We start from the raw sequence: 14148 nt of genomic DNA, 5'->3' as shown, positions 1-14148 counted from the left end.
TTCTCCATGCATCCTAGCAATCAGTCTCACTCAGTGACCCAGTTTCAATGACCCGCACACGTCCTTCCGGCAATATGCTCGGCCCTGTCGATGAAAGCGCCGATTATAGCCGAAGCAGCCGCCCCGCCGACGCTCAAACGGATGCGGCCGTCGCGGCACGCGCCGCCGCACCCGCATCCGCCGCCACGCAGCCCTCAAGCGAGCCCTCAAGCGAGCCGCCGCGCGTCGCACTCGTGCCCGACGCGCTGGCCGGCGATCGCCTGGACAAAGTCCTCGCGAAAGTGTTTCCGGAATTTTCGCGCAGCCGCTTGCAGAGCTGGACCGAATCGGGCCGGGTGCTGCTGAACGGTGCGCCTGCGAAGGTGCGCCAGAGCGTGCCGCTCGGCGCGCGGATCGAGCTTACCCCCGATTTTCTGCCGGAGCAGCTTGCGTTTACCCCGGAGCCGGTCCCGCTCGAAATCGTGTACGAAGACGATACGCTTGTCGTCATCGATAAACCGGCCGGCCTCGTCGTTCATCCTGCCGCCGGCAACTGGAGCGGCACGATTCTCAACGGACTGCTGCATCGCTATCCGGACGCGGCAGGGCTGCCGCGCGCGGGCATCGTGCATCGGCTCGACAAGGAAACGTCCGGACTGATGGTGATCGCGCGCACGCTCGAAGCGCAAACCGATCTCGTGCGCCAGCTGCAGGCGCGCACGGTGAAGCGCCGCTATGTCGCGCTCGTATGGGGTGCGATGCCACAGGAGGGCATCATCGACGCGCCGATCGGACGCGATTCGCGCGAGCGCACCCGGATGGCCGTTGTCGCGGGCGCTTCGGGCAAGCATGCGCGCACCCGCTTTCGCCTGGTCGATCAAACGCTCTGGAAGCAACAAACGATCAGCGCGATCCATTGCGATCTCGAGACGGGGCGGACGCATCAGATCCGCGTGCACTGCGCGCATGTGGGCCATCCGCTGCTCGGCGATCCTGTCTACGGCAGCGCGCGCGGGCGCCGCGCGAATGGGCCGCTGCCCGGCGGCTTTGCGCGGCAGGCGCTGCATGCCTGGCAACTCGGGCTCGTCCATCCGGGCACGAGGCGGCCGATGCGCTGGCGCGCCGATTTGCCGGCGGACATGGCCGATCTCGTGCAGGCGCTGGGCTTCGGGCACGATGCGTCGGAGTATGAGGCGGACGAATTCGACGACGATGCGTATGACGAATTCGAAGGTGCCGAAGGCGGCTACGAGGACGACGACACCGACATCGATTGATTCCTCCGAGCGGACCGACCATGACGAATTCCCACGAAACGAAGACGAGCGAGCGCGGGTTGACGCAAGCCGATTGCCTGCGTCCGGCCTGGAATGTGTCGCCGCGCGTGCGCGCGCTTGTGACGACGCGTTCCGGCGGCGTGAGCCTGCCGCCTTATGGCCGCTGGGCTGGCCACCGCGAGACGGCCGGCGGCTTGAATCTCGGGCTGCATACCGGCGACGATCCGGCGCACGTCGAATGCAACCGTGCGCGCCTGCTGTCGTTCGCGGGCGTGCGTGCCGCGTGGCTCGAGCAGATTCACGGCGATGTCGTCGTGCGCGCCGACGAGGTGCCGCCCGATGTTCCCGTGCGCGCGGACGCGAGTGTCACGGCGGTACCCGGCGTCGCTTGCCTCGTGATGGTGGCCGATTGTCTGCCTGTGTTGCTGTGCGATGCGGCCGGCCGGGCGGTAGGGGCCGCCCATGCCGGCTGGCGCGGCTTGGCGGCGGGCATCGTCGAAAAGACGGCAGGGCGCGTGGCCGAACTGGCGCAATGTGCCCCTGATACGCTCCATGCCTACCTCGGGCCGGCGATCGGTTCGGGCATGTTCGAAGTGGGCGATGACGTACGCGATGCGTTCCTGGCGGCCGCGGAGCCAGCCGAACGCGCCGCGACGGCGCATGCCTTTGTCGCGCGCGAGGGGGCAACCGGCAAGCATCTGGCCGATTTGTACGGACTCGCGCGCCTGCGCCTCGCCCGCCTGGGCGTGACGCAGGTTACCGGCGGCGATGCCTGCACGGTGACGCAGCGCGAGCGCTTTTATTCATATCGTCGAGACCGCGTCACGGGCCGAATGGCCGCGCTCGTCTGGCTGGCCCACTAAGGACGCATTAACCGACCGGCTGGCCGTTCTTGCATGGCGCGTCCCTGCGCTGCACAAGAACGGCTACCGCGGATGCCCCGGCGGCAGTTGACCGCGCGGCGCGGCTGGACAGGCGATCGAGCCCTTATGCCGATGCTGCCGGGCTGGCGCGTGCGGGAGCGACATCGGGAAAACGATAATAAAAAACCTGTCGCGCTGCGTCAAAATCCGTTCGAAGCATTGACACGCCTTATGGCGGGGAGCAAGAATGACCGCTCGCAAGGGTGAGCGCAGCGAGGGTCGCGAGGGTTCGCCCACGTATCCCACGTCTGCTCGACGCCCGCCTTTCAATAGTCTTCCTAGACTCACGGCCAAAGCGGGTATGACTGCATCAAAACGTCGATCGACTTCTTCGCACACCGAAACTTCTTCGAACCGCGAGCAGCAAGCCGAAGCAGGCAACGCGGACATGCAGCGGATGTTCGAGGCCTGGACGGGCGCATGGCGCTCCCTGGCCGATCCGAGCAAGTGGCCGTCCGCGGCCGCGCAGGCCGGCGAGATGGCCGGGCAGGCGATGAACGGCCCAGCGGGCGGGATGCCATTTCCGTTTCCGCTCAAGATGCCGGGTATGCCGGCCATGCCGAGCATGCCCGCGATGGGCTTGCCCTCGATGGCCGATGCCCAGCAGGCGTTCGCTGGCTTGAAGATGCCCGTGGCATCGATTCCGCCCGAGCGGTTGCAGGCACTGCAGGCCGATTACTCGCGCGATTGTCTCGCGTTGCTGCAGCAGGCGAGCACGGCCGATAAGGTCTCGCCCGAGCTGTCCGACAGGCGGTTCAGCTCGGAAGCTTGGAAGGCGGCGCCTGCGTTCGCGTACACGGCAGCGTGGTATCTGCTCAACGCCCGCTACCTGCAGGCATTGGCCGACGCCGTCGATGCCGATGGGAAAACGCGCGAGCGGATTCGCTTCGCCGTCCAGCAATGGACGGCTGCCGCATCGCCGAGCAACTTCCTCGCACTGAACCCCGAGGCGCAAAAAACATTGCTCGACACGCACGGCGAGAGCCTGCGTCAGGGCGTGATGAACCTGCTCGCCGACATGCGTCGCGGGAAGATTTCCCAGAGCGATGAATCGCGTTTCGTCGTCGGCAAGAACATCGGCGCGACCGAGGGTGCGGTCGTATTCGAAAACGACTTGATTCAGCTGATCCAGTATCAGCCGCGAACGCCAAGCGTTTTCGAGCGTCCGCTGCTCATGGTGCCGCCTTGCATCAACAAGTTCTATATCCTCGATTTGCAGCCAGAGAGCTCGCTCGTCGCGCACGCGCTGGAGAGCGGACATCAGGTCTTCATGATCTCTTGGCGCAACGTCGACGCTTCGCTGGCCGACAAAACATGGGACGACTACATCAATGACGGCGTGCTTGCCGCGATCGACGTTGTCAAGGCCGTGAGTGGACGTGAGCAGATCAACACGTTCGGCTTTTGCATCGGCGGCACGATGATCGCGACGGCGCTTGCCGTGCTCGCTGCGCGCGGCCAGCATCCGGCGGCCTCGATGACGCTGCTCACCGCCATGCTCGATTTCTCCGATACGGGCGTGCTCGACGTCTTCGTCGATGAAGCCCACGTGCGCATGCGCGAGCAAGCGATCGGAGGCTGCAACGGTGCGCCGCCGGGATTGATGCGCGGCATCGAGTTCGCCAATGCGTTCTCGTTCCTGCGGCCCAACGATCTCGTGTGGAACTATGTGGTCGATAACTACCTCAAAGGCCGCACGCCCGCGCCGTTCGACCTGCTGTATTGGAACGGCGATTCGACGAATCTGCCCGGGCCGATGTACGTCTGGTACCTGCGCAACACGTACCTGGAAAACAAGTTGCGCGAGCCGGGCGCGCTGACCGTCTGCGGCGAAGCCCTGGATCTTTCCCGCATCGACGTGCCGACGTTCATCTACGGTTCGCGTGACGACCACATCGTGCCGTGGCACACGGCTTACGCATCGGCGCCGTTGCTGACCGGGCCGCAGAAGTTCGTGCTGGGTGCGTCGGGGCATATCGCCGGCGTCATCAATCCGCCGGCGAAGGGCAAGCGCAGTTACTGGTCGCACGAGGGCAACGAGAAGGCGCTGCCGGAAAGCCCGGACGCCTGGTTTGACGATGCCGTGGAGAAGCCCGGCAGCTGGTGGCCGGAATGGATGGCCTGGCTGGATCAGTACGGCGGCAAGAAGGTCAAGGTGCGCGCGCAGCTCGGGTCGGCCGAGTACCCCGTCATCGAGCCTGCGCCAGGGCGGTACGTGCAACAGCGCGATTGATCGCGCCACGAAAGGCCGGGCCACGAAAGGCCCGGTCGCGAACGACCGGGTTGGGAACGACCCGGACGCTCGAAGATTTTTAACTACGATGTGCGGCCGCGAGAGAAGGCCGCCTCACCCGCAAGGAGTCACAAAATGACTGACGTAGTGATCGTATCGGCGGCTCGCACCGCTGTCGGCAAGTTCGGCGGCTCGCTCGCGAAGATTGCCGCGCCGGAATTGGGCGCGACCGTCGTTCGCGCGGTGCTGGAGCGTGCGGGCATCAAACCGGAGCAGGTGAGCGAAGTTATCCTTGGCCAGGTGCTGGCGGCAGGCTCGGGCCAAAACCCGGCGCGCCAGGCGTTGATCAAAGCGGGCCTGCCCGCGGCTGTCCCGGGCATGACCATCAACAAGGTATGCGGTTCGGGCCTGAAGGCCGTCATGCTGGCCGCGAATGCGGTGATTGCGGGCGATGCCGATATCGTCGTGGCCGGCGGGCAAGAGAACATGAGCGCCGCCCCGCACGTGCTGCCGGGCTCGCGCGACGGCTTCCGCATGGGCGATGCGAAGCTCGTCGACACGATGATCGTCGATGGCCTGTGGGACGTCTACAACCAGTACCACATGGGCGTCACGGCTGAAAACGTGGCGAAAGAGTACGGCATCACGCGCGACGAGCAGGACAAATTCGCGGCGCTTTCGCAAAACAAGGCCGAAGCTGCGCAAAAAGCAGGGCGTTTCGACGACGAAATCGTGCCTATCGAGATCCCCCAGCGCAAGGGCGAGCCCGTCCGCTTCGCGACCGATGAATTCGTGCGCCATGGCGTCACAGCCGAATCGCTGGCGGGCTTGAAGCCGGCTTTCTCGAAGGAAGGCACGGTCACGGCGGCGAACGCCTCCGGTCTGAACGATGGCGCGGCGGCGGTGCTTGTCATGTCGGCGAAGAAGGCCGAAGCGCTTGGCTTGACGCCGCTTGCACGGATCAAAGCCTACGCGAACGCGGGGGTCGATCCGAAGGTGATGGGGATGGGACCCGTGCCGGCATCGCGGCGTTGTCTCGAGCGCGCGGGCTGGTCGGTGGGCGATCTCGATCTGATGGAAATCAACGAAGCGTTCGCAGCGCAGGCGCTGGCCGTCCACAAGCAAATGGGCTGGGATACGTCGAAGATCAACGTGAACGGCGGCGCGATCGCGATCGGCCATCCGATCGGCGCGTCGGGCTGCCGTATTCTCGTGACGCTGCTGCATGAGATGCAAAAACGCGATGCCAAGCGCGGCCTGGCCTCGCTGTGCATCGGCGGCGGGATGGGCGTCGCATTGGCGGTCGAGCGCGTTTAACGCGCAAGAGTCGTCGTCGAGAAGCAGTACGCGGCGGCAAAGACGAGGGGCGCGGAAAGGCGCCCCCGGAAAACAGAAACGGAGCGTGATTCATGACTCAGCGTGTTGCGTATGTAACGGGCGGGATGGGCGGTATCGGTACCGCGATCTGCCAACGCCTGCATCGGCAAGGCTTCAAGGTGGTGGCCGGCTGCGGCCCGAACTCGCCGCGGCGTGTGACGTGGCTCGAGCAGCAAAAGGCGCTCGGCTTCGATTTCATCGCGTCCGAGGGCAACGTCGGTGATTGGGAATCCACCAAGAACGCGTTCGACAAGGTGAAGTCCGAAGTCGGCGAGGTCGATGTGCTCGTCAACAATGCGGGCATTACGCGCGACGTCGTGTTCCGCAAGATGACGCATGAAGATTGGACGGCCGTCATCGACACGAACCTGACGAGCCTGTTCAACGTCACGAAGCAAGTGATCGACGGGATGGTGGAGCGCGGCTTCGGGCGCGTCATCAATATTTCGTCCGTGAACGGGCAGAAAGGGCAGTTCGGTCAAACGAACTACTCGACGGCCAAAGCCGGCATCCACGGTTTCACGATGGCGCTCGCGCAGGAAGTGGCGACCAAAGGCGTGACTGTGAACACGGTGTCCCCGGGTTACATCGGGACGGACATGGTCAAGTCGATCCGCTCCGACGTGCTCGAGAAGATCATCGCGACGATTCCCGTGCGCCGCCTGGGTTCGCCCGACGAGATCGCGTCGATCGTCGCGTGGCTGGCTTCCGACGAATCGGGCTTCTCCACGGGCGCCGACTTCTCGTTGAACGGCGGCTTGCACATGGGCTGATGCGTATTGCGCCGGCTGCGGTTCGAGATTGCCGCCGGCGCAAAACGCGTTAAAGTGATTGGGTTTCGGGGGTCCGGCCTGCTGCGGGAGACGCGGCGGGTTCGAGGGCGCCATCATTGCGCTGCGTCGCGTTTATAAAAGGCATTACATGTCGACTACAAAGAAAACAGCCGAGCGGTTTATCAAAAAGTACCCGAACCGCCGGCTCTACGACACGGAGACGAGCACCTACATCACGCTGAGCGACGTGAAGCAGCTCGTGCTCGACCAGGAGGACTTCAAGGTCATTGACGCGAAGACCAACGAAGATCTGACGCGCAGCATCTTGCTGCAAATCATTCTGGAAGAGGAAAGCGGCGGGGTGCCGATGTTTTCTTCGTCGATGCTCTCGCAGATCATCCGTTTCTATGGACATGCGATGCAGGGCATGATGGGCATCTACCTGGAGAAGAACATCCAGGCGTTCATCGATATCCAGAACAAGCTCGCCGAACAATCGAAGAACCTCTACGAGGGCAATGCGCTGAATCCCGAGGTGTGGTCGCAGTTCATGAACATGCAAGCACCGATGATGCAAGGGATGATGACGAGCTACATCGAGCAATCGAAGAACATGTTCGTGCAGATGCAAGAGCAGATGCAGAACCAGGCCAAGTCGATGTTCAACTCGTTCACGTTCAATAAGCCCGGCGGTGGTTCCGAGCCGGAAAAGAAGTAACGGGATCAGTCGTACCGGCCGGGCGGGAGCGGGGGCGAGGGCTCCGTGTCCCCGCTTGGGTGCTGTGTCGCGGTACAATGCGCGGTTAGTCCGGGAAGGGGCGCGTTCGCCGCGCACGATTGGGTCGCCCGGAGTCACCTGCCGTCACCTGCCATTCGCCGGATCACTTCATGTCGCACACTCCCTCTTCGTCCGCGCCCACCTCTGCTGCTGCCACGCCGGCTGCGCCCAAGGTCGGTTTCGTCTCGCTCGGCTGCCCCAAGGCGCTCGTCGATTCCGAGCAAATCATCACGCAACTGCGTGCCGAGGGCTACGAGATATCGGGGACGTATGACGGCGCCGATCTGGTCGTCGTCAATACCTGCGGTTTCATCGACGAAGCCGTGCAGGAAAGCCTCGATGCCATCGGCGAGGCGCTGACCGAAAACGGGAAGGTGATCGTCACCGGCTGCCTCGGCGCGAAAAAGAGCGCAAGCGGCGAAGGCCTCATTGAAGAAGTGCACCCGAAGGTGCTGGCCGTCACGGGGCCGCACGCCGTCGGCGAAGTCATGCAGGCCGTGCACAACCATCTGCCGAAGCCGCACGATCCGTTTGTCGATCTGGTACCGCCCGCCGGCATCAAGCTGACCCCACGCCATTACGCCTATCTGAAAATTTCCGAAGGCTGCAACCATCGGTGTGCCTTTTGCATCATTCCGTCGATGCGCGGCGATCTCGTTTCGCGGCCCGTCGCCGAGGTCATGCTCGAAGCGGAAAATCTGTTCAAATCCGGCGTCAAGGAACTGCTCGTCATCTCGCAAGATACGAGCGCTTACGGTGTCGACGTCAAATTCCGTACGGGGTTCTGGAACGGGCGCCCGCTGAAGACGCGCATGACCGAACTCGTGGGCGCACTCGGCGAACTGGCCGCGCAGTACGGTGCGTGGGTGCGCCTGCACTACGTCTATCCGTATCCGCACGTCGACGAAATCATCCCGATGATGGCTGAGGGCCCGCTCAAGGGCCATGTGCTGCCCTATCTGGACATTCCGTTCCAGCATGCCGATCCGGAAGTGCTCAAGCGCATGAAGCGCCCGGCCAATGCCGAGCGCACGCTCGAGCGTGTCGCCGCGTGGCGCCGCATGTGCCCCGAACTCACGATCCGCAGTACGTTCATCGCGGGCTTCCCCGGCGAAACGGAAGCGCAGTTCGAAACGCTGCTTGAATTCATCCGTGCGGCGGAACTCGATCGGGTCGGCTGTTTCGCCTACTCGCCCGTCGAAGGCGCGAGCGCAAACGAACTCGAGGGCGCCTTGCCCGACGAGGTACGCGAAGAACGCCGCGCGCGCTTCATGGAAGTCGCGGAGGAGGTCTCCTCGCGTCGATTGAAGCGCAAGGTGGGCAAGACGCTCAAGGTGCTGATCGACGAAGTCAACGCCGACGGCGGCATCGGCCGGACAGCCTCCGATGCGCCGGAGATCGACGGTGTCGTCTATGTCGCCCCCGCGGCCAAGGCATCGAAGCGCTATAAAGCCGGCGATTTCGTCTCCGTCAGGATCACGGGTGCCGACGGGCACGATCTGTGGGGCGAGGTCTGAGACGGTGCGCGTGCGGCGATATGCGCTAACGGCCGTCCTGGCTGTCCTGTCGTTTCAGTGTGCATGGGCTCAACCAGCGACGCTGCCAGCGGCAGCGCTCGCCCGGCAAGCCAGAGACGCGGCCGGCCGGGTAGCCCAACAACGCTCGGATGCCGCTGATGCGGTCGGGCAGGGCGCGTCCGATGCCGCAGGCTCGGTCGCGCAACAGGCCTCCGATGCGGCCGGCTCGATCGCACAACAATCGGCCGACGCCGCTGCCCGGACGGTACCACGCGCGCCGGCGCCGCTCACGCCCAATCCCGAGTACGCCAATTTCCCGCGCTATGCCGGCACCCTGGGGTCGCGCCGGATCGTTCTGCGTCTCGGCAACAAAACCGAAGCCGATGATCCGACGGGCGTCCACGGCGAGTACCAGTTCGTCGATACGGGCGAGGTCGTGCTCGTGGCCGGCGATCGCGAAGGCGACGTACTGGAGATCGAAGATTCGGACGACGGCAGTACGATCTCCGGCAATTGGGTTGGACGCTTCGCCGCCGACGGTTCGCTTGCCGGGGAACGCATGAATCCCGATGATTCCAGCCCGCTGCCATTCGTTCTCCACCCGCTCGCGGGCCCCTTACCGACACCTTGACCATGACCGATTTCGCATCCTCCCGCGCATGCCAGACGCGCATCGTCCATCCCGACGTCGAGCTTGCCCCCGGCTTCGAATCGTTTGCGACGCCCGTGATGCGTGCGTCCACGGTGGTGTTTCCCGATCTGGCCGCCGTGCGCGGCGCCGATTGGCGCAGCGATGCGCAGTGGCGCTACGGCCTGCATGCCACGCCAACCTCGGCGGCACTCATGCAGCGGCTCGCGCAAATCGAAGGCGGCAAGCACGCGCTATTGCAGCCGTCCGGGCTGGCGGCGATTTCGAACGTGTATTTCGGTCTCGTGAAAGCGGGCGACGATGTGTTGATTCCCGATAATGTTTATTCGCCGAACCGGGAACACGGCAATTGGCTGGCACATGATTTCGGCGTGTCGGTCCGCTACTACGACCCGATGATCGGTGCCGGTATCGCCGATCTGATTCGGCCGAATACGCGGCTCATTTGGATCGAAGCACCGGGCTCGGTGACGATGGAAGTGCCCGACGTTCCGGCGATTGCCGCGGCCGCGCGGGCGCGCAAGGTCGTCACGGCCATCGACAATACGTATTCGGCGGGGCTCGCGTTTCATCCGCTCGAGCACGGGGTCGACATCTCGGTGCAGGCGCTGACGAAGTACCAATCGGGCGGCAGCGACATACTCATGGGTGCAACGATCACGGCGGATGACGATCTTCATCACGCGCTGAAGCTTGCGCGCATGCGGATGGGGATCGGCGTATCGGTCGACGACTGCTCCCTCGTGCTGCGCAGCTTGCCGAGCATGAAGGCACGATTCGAGGCGCACGATCGCAGCGCGCTCCTGCTTGCGCACTGGCTCAAGGCTCGCCCGGAAATCTCCGCCGTGCTGCACCCCGCATTGCCCGATTGCCCGGGGCATGCCGAATTTATGCGGGATTTTTCGGGGGCGGGCGGGCTGTTTTCCGTCATCGTCGACGAACGCTACAGCGCCGAGCAAGTCGATGCCTTCGTCGAGGCGCTCGAACTGTTTGCCATTGGTTGGAGCTGGGGCGGCGCGCATAGTCTGGCGATGCCCTACGATGTGGCGTCGATGCGCACGACATCGAACTGGCCGCACCGTGGCACGCTGGTGCGCTTTTACGTCGGGCTCGAGGAAGAGGCTGACCTGCGCGCCGATATCGAACGCGCGATGGGGATCGCGCTCGGTTGATGCCTTAAAACAAGCACAGCAGACCGTCGAGGCCAACGTGATTGAACGCGACGTTGGCCGCTGCGCGAACCACCGGCTTGGCACGAAACGCAACCGAGAGGCCGGCTTCGGCCATCATTTCAAGATCGTTGGAGCCGTCGCCCATGACGATCGCTTGCGATGTCTCGATGCCGAGCTTCGCGCAGATCTCGCGCACGGTGCGCGCCTTCACGTTCGCATTGACGATTTCCCCTGTCACTTGGCCCGTCAGTTTCCCATCGACGATTTCGAGCGTGTTGGCGTACGCGAAATCGAGCCCGAGTCGCGCCTTCAGGCGTTCCGTAAAGAACGTGAAGCCCCCGGACACGAGTAGCGTGCGCAAGCCGGCCGCTTTGGCGCCGGCCAGCATCGTCTCCGCACCGGGCGAAAGCCGCAGCCGTTCATCGAATACTTGCTCGAGCACGCCTGCCTCCAATCCCTTTAGCAGGGCGACGCGCGCGATCAGGCTCTCGTTGAAGTCTTTGATCTCACCTCGCATCGACGCTTCGGTAATCGCCGACACCTCGGCTTTCAGCCCGCAAAAATCGGCGATCTCGTCGATGCACTCGATCGTGATCAACGTCGAATCCATGTCCATCGCGACCAGCCCGAACTCGCGCAGCGTGCGGCCCGCCGGAACGTAGGCGTAATCGAGCGCATGGGTCGAGCAGTAGACTTCGATGTCCGGGCGCTGTGCCGGATCGGCATCGGCGATGCGCAGCCCGCAGGGATCGATCGAATGCGCCTGCGTGCCGCGTGCAAGCGCGACGAGGGGCTTCAGATGGGCGGCCGCTAACGGCTCGGGGCTTTGTACGACGAGATTCATGAATCGATGCGCCAAGGAGTGCCGCTGACCGCTGACATTAGCGGGCGGAAAATCCGGCTATTGTAGCCGGTTGAAGGACGGTCGCCGCGGTGCGCCCGTGCGCACTGAGCTCGGTTAGCCCGCTCGGTTCGCTTGCGCGGCACGAAGCTTGCCGCATGACGAGCGCCGGTTCGCGCTCGTGCGACGCCCGGCACGTCGACAAGCAAGCCCATAACGGCGCGGCGCGCAAGCGGGGCAACCCCCGACCGGCGGATGACGTCTTTCGCGCCACTTCGGATTAGACTGGCAGCGCGTCGTCGACCATTCCGCTGCGCGCCCCAAGGCGTGGCGCCCGGTTAGCCAGGAGGTGAACATGAGGGTTCGTCTGAGACCTGTAGCCGTTTTGGTTTCTATCGCCGCATTGCCGGCCGGTGGTTTGACCATACCGGCGCACGCGGCGCCGCCCATTACCGTCACATCGAAGACGCCAGCCGACGGGCCGATCAAGTACACGGTCAAGGTCGCTTCAAAAACGTACGGCAACGCGCAAGACACGCGTACGATCCGCTCGGGACAGACGGATGACTATACATGGAAGACCACTCCGCCCGGCAGCGCGGTAAAGGTATCGGATCGATGCCCGAATGACACATCGCTGTCGCTCGATGCGAACGGGGCCCTGCAGCGGCAAATGCGAATCCGGCTCGCGCCGACCGTTGCCGAGGATGGAACCGCCAACGTGCAGCTCAGCGTGCAAGCCTCCGCACCGCGCGGCATGGCAAACGTGAAAGTGCACGGCAAGACCCTTCAGTGCCCGAGTGTCGCCACGCTGAGCCAGGTTGTGCGCTTCACGATGCCGACGAACGGCAGTACGAAGACAGTCAATCTCAGCGACGGTACGCAGGTGACCGTGTCGGCACTGCGCTAATGGCGTGCGCGCCCGCCTTCGCGGAGGCGCGCATCGGCCCCCCCGGGCCCGGGCGTACCGCCCGGTCAGTGCCGCCCTACGCGTTCGACGAGGCGGGCGGAAAGGAACGTGTGATCGGCGCTGAACAGGCGCCGATAGGTGAGCAGGACAGCGCCGACTGTCCCAAGCGCCGATGCCGCGGCGATCAGAAACATGATGACGATCTGGTAGCGCACGGCTTGCAGCGGCGATTGGCCCGCGAGAACCTGCCCGGTCATCATCCCCGGCAGGCTCACCACACCCACGACGGCCATCTGATTGAGCGTCGGAATCATGCCCGCGCGGGCGGCCTGGCGTGCCGGCCCGCGCGCGGCTTCCCAGCGCGTCGCGCCAAGCGCGAGCGCCATCTCGACACGGTCGCGCCGCGCGGTCAGCTCTTCGGTCATCCGCTCGATCGCCAGCGAGACGCCCGTCAGTGTGTTCCCGAGAATCATGCCGAGTATCGGAATGGCATACTGCGGCTCGTACCACGGGTGGATGCGCATGACGGCGAACAGGCCGACGGCCGCGATAAGCCATGCGCTGATCCAAATCGACGCGAGACTGTCCACACGCTGGCCCGCATAGGTATGCGCGCCGCGTGCGGCACCGGCGAACCCCGCGATGATCGTCATCAGGGCCATCAGCGCGAGGACGACGTACCAGCGGTCGACGGAAAATACCCAACCGAGCACATACCCGACCAGCAGCAGCTGGACGATGGTACGCACGGCCGCTATTGCGAGCTGCCGCCCGAGGCCGAGCGACAGGGCGAGCGAAAGCACCCCGTTGACGACGATAAGCAGCGCCGCGATGGCGACATCGACGAGGCTCAGATCATGTAGGACCGGATTCACTCGATCATCTCCTGTTGAGCGGCAAGTGTGCCGGCGCGCATGGTGAGCCGGCGGCTGCCGACGCGCTCGGCCTGCGCGGGATCGTGCGAGACCCAGATCGATGCTCGCGACGAGCAATCGGATTCGAACCACTCGGCGACAAGCGCTTCGATCGCGCGCACGGATTCAGGGTCGAGCGAAGCGGTCGGCTCGTCGAGCAGCAGCACTTCGGGCGTCAGTTGCAGCACGCGAATCAACGCGGCAACTTGCGCTTCGCCGCCCGATAGGTCGCTTGCCCGCTTAGCCAGGAAGTCTTCGCTTTTACCGGCCGCCCGAACGAGCCGCGCGGCACGTTCGCGGTCGAAGCGTGTATCGCGGTAGACGTGCAGCGAATAGGGGTAGCGCAGGTTGTCTTCGACGCTGCCTTCGACGAGCGCGGGACGCTGCCGTACGTAGGCGACGCTGCGCCGATAAAGCGGAATGGCGCGGCGATCGACGGCGCGGCCATGCCACAGCAGGTGGCCGCCGTCGGCCGGATCGAGCAGCGCGAGCGCACGCAACAACACGCTCTTGCCGGAGCCGGAGGGGCCGGTAATCACGACTCGCTCACCCGTCGCAAGTGAAAAATCGGTCGCGGCGAGCAGCGTTGCCGCCGTGCGTCCGTCGCGCCTCACCAGCGCCTGGGCTTCGAGCAGAAAAGGGGCGGTCATCGGGCTGATCGATCGTCCATGAAGAACGCAAGCAAGAAGGGAAGCGGCACGGCAATGGCGCACGGCAGGGCCACTCACACGGCAAAGCCCGGGTCCGTCTGAGCTTTGCGGGATTCGACATGATAGGCGATCACCGCGAAGCGTATGGCACGGCG

At 64.4% G+C, this 14148-nt stretch carries 12 protein-coding genes and 1 pseudogene; 10 read left to right on the top strand and 3 right to left on the bottom strand.

What is annotated here, in order from left to right; genetic code table 11:
* Positions 1 to 47 precede the first annotated feature (47 nt).
* The 9 genes and pseudogenes from ACTHL0_RS17280 to ACTHL0_RS17240 all read left to right on the top strand — a co-directional run bounded on the left by ACTHL0_RS17280 (position 48) and on the right by ACTHL0_RS17240 (position 10678).
* Entirely contained in the window at positions 48 to 1256 is a 1209-nt protein-coding gene (locus ACTHL0_RS17280; RefSeq protein WP_440568037.1) for an RluA family pseudouridine synthase, read from the top strand.
* 20 nt (positions 1257 to 1276) lie between these two features.
* Positions 1277 to 2119 (top strand): peptidoglycan editing factor PgeF, encoded by an 843-nt coding sequence (pgeF, locus tag ACTHL0_RS17275; RefSeq protein WP_440568036.1) that lies wholly within the window; start codon positions 1277 to 1279, stop codon positions 2117 to 2119.
* Positions 2120 to 2480: 361 nt separating this feature from the next.
* The gene (phaC, locus tag ACTHL0_RS17270) at positions 2481 to 4412 is read left to right on the top strand and encodes a class I poly(R)-hydroxyalkanoic acid synthase (protein ID WP_440568035.1); all 1932 of its coding nucleotides are present in this window, start codon (positions 2481 to 2483) and stop codon (positions 4410 to 4412) included.
* Between the two features lie 135 nt (positions 4413 to 4547).
* Positions 4548 to 5729 (top strand): acetyl-CoA C-acetyltransferase, encoded by a 1182-nt coding sequence (locus ACTHL0_RS17265; RefSeq protein ID WP_440568034.1) that lies wholly within the window; start codon positions 4548 to 4550, stop codon positions 5727 to 5729.
* A 92-nt stretch (positions 5730 to 5821) separates the two neighbouring features.
* Positions 5822 to 6562 carry a 3-ketoacyl-ACP reductase gene (locus ACTHL0_RS17260; RefSeq protein ID WP_440568032.1) on the top strand — a complete coding sequence of 247 codons (741 nt, stop codon included), beginning with the start codon at positions 5822 to 5824 and terminating at the stop codon, positions 6560 to 6562.
* Positions 6563 to 6710: 148 nt separating this feature from the next.
* The gene (gene phaR / locus ACTHL0_RS17255; protein WP_440568031.1) at positions 6711 to 7280 is read left to right on the top strand and encodes a polyhydroxyalkanoate synthesis repressor PhaR; all 570 of its coding nucleotides are present in this window, start codon (positions 6711 to 6713) and stop codon (positions 7278 to 7280) included.
* Positions 7281 to 7450: 170 nt separating this feature from the next.
* Positions 7451 to 8857, top strand: coding sequence for a 30S ribosomal protein S12 methylthiotransferase RimO (gene rimO / locus ACTHL0_RS17250; protein ID WP_440568030.1), 1407 nt, complete (start codon positions 7451 to 7453; stop codon positions 8855 to 8857).
* Between the two features lie 283 nt (positions 8858 to 9140).
* Positions 9141 to 9485, top strand: a pseudogene (locus tag ACTHL0_RS17245) (hypothetical protein); the annotation flags it as partial.
* 5 nt (positions 9486 to 9490) lie between these two features.
* The gene (locus ACTHL0_RS17240; RefSeq protein WP_440568029.1) at positions 9491 to 10678 is read left to right on the top strand and encodes a cystathionine beta-lyase; all 1188 of its coding nucleotides are present in this window, start codon (positions 9491 to 9493) and stop codon (positions 10676 to 10678) included.
* Between the two features lie 4 nt (positions 10679 to 10682).
* Here ACTHL0_RS17240 and serB read toward each other — a convergent pair whose 3' ends face one another.
* Positions 10683 to 11522 carry a phosphoserine phosphatase SerB gene (gene serB, locus ACTHL0_RS17235; RefSeq protein WP_440568028.1) on the bottom strand — a complete coding sequence of 280 codons (840 nt, stop codon included), beginning with the start codon at positions 11520 to 11522 and terminating at the stop codon, positions 10683 to 10685.
* Positions 11523 to 11868: 346 nt separating this feature from the next.
* Here serB and ACTHL0_RS17230 point away from each other — a divergent pair, with 346 nt between their 5' ends.
* Positions 11869 to 12429: a DUF6013 family protein gene (locus ACTHL0_RS17230; protein ID WP_440568027.1), complete on the top strand. Its 561-nt coding sequence runs from the start codon at positions 11869 to 11871 to the stop codon at positions 12427 to 12429.
* Positions 12430 to 12494: 65 nt separating this feature from the next.
* Here ACTHL0_RS17230 and ACTHL0_RS17225 read toward each other — a convergent pair whose 3' ends face one another.
* Together ACTHL0_RS17225 and ACTHL0_RS17220 are read right to left on the bottom strand one after the other, a co-directional pair.
* A complete protein-coding gene (locus tag ACTHL0_RS17225) occupies positions 12495 to 13304 on the bottom strand; it encodes an ABC transporter permease (protein ID WP_440568026.1) in 810 nt (269 codons plus the stop codon).
* Positions 13301 to 13993, bottom strand: coding sequence for an ABC transporter ATP-binding protein (locus ACTHL0_RS17220; protein ID WP_440568025.1), 693 nt, complete (start codon positions 13991 to 13993; stop codon positions 13301 to 13303). The genes ACTHL0_RS17225 and ACTHL0_RS17220 overlap by 4 nt, the downstream gene beginning before the upstream one ends.
* Positions 13994 to 14148: the final 155 nt, after the last annotated feature.

Source organism: Trinickia sp., from assembly GCF_051961175.1.
In the GTDB taxonomy this organism is placed as follows: Bacteria; Pseudomonadota; Gammaproteobacteria; order Burkholderiales; family Burkholderiaceae; genus Trinickia.
The sequence above is the reverse complement of the archived record's forward strand: the minus strand, read 5'-3'. Positions and strand labels throughout refer to the sequence as shown.

Coding starts and splice junctions, on each gene's coding strand:
- ACTHL0_RS17280 (WP_440568037.1), top strand. CDS start 48: ATGACCCGCACACGTCCTTCCGGCAATATGCTCGGCCCTGTCGATGAA.
- pgeF (WP_440568036.1), top strand. CDS start 1,277: ATGACGAATTCCCACGAAACGAAGACGAGCGAGCGCGGGTTGACGCAA.
- phaC (WP_440568035.1), top strand. CDS start 2,481: ATGACTGCATCAAAACGTCGATCGACTTCTTCGCACACCGAAACTTCT.
- ACTHL0_RS17265 (WP_440568034.1), top strand. CDS start 4,548: ATGACTGACGTAGTGATCGTATCGGCGGCTCGCACCGCTGTCGGCAAG.
- ACTHL0_RS17260 (WP_440568032.1), top strand. CDS start 5,822: ATGACTCAGCGTGTTGCGTATGTAACGGGCGGGATGGGCGGTATCGGT.
- phaR (WP_440568031.1), top strand. CDS start 6,711: ATGTCGACTACAAAGAAAACAGCCGAGCGGTTTATCAAAAAGTACCCG.
- rimO (WP_440568030.1), top strand. CDS start 7,451: ATGTCGCACACTCCCTCTTCGTCCGCGCCCACCTCTGCTGCTGCCACG.
- ACTHL0_RS17240 (WP_440568029.1), top strand. CDS start 9,491: ATGACCGATTTCGCATCCTCCCGCGCATGCCAGACGCGCATCGTCCAT.
- serB (WP_440568028.1), bottom strand. CDS start 11,522: ATGAATCTCGTCGTACAAAGCCCCGAGCCGTTAGCGGCCGCCCATCTG.
- ACTHL0_RS17220 (WP_440568025.1), bottom strand. CDS start 13,993: ATGACCGCCCCTTTTCTGCTCGAAGCCCAGGCGCTGGTGAGGCGCGAC.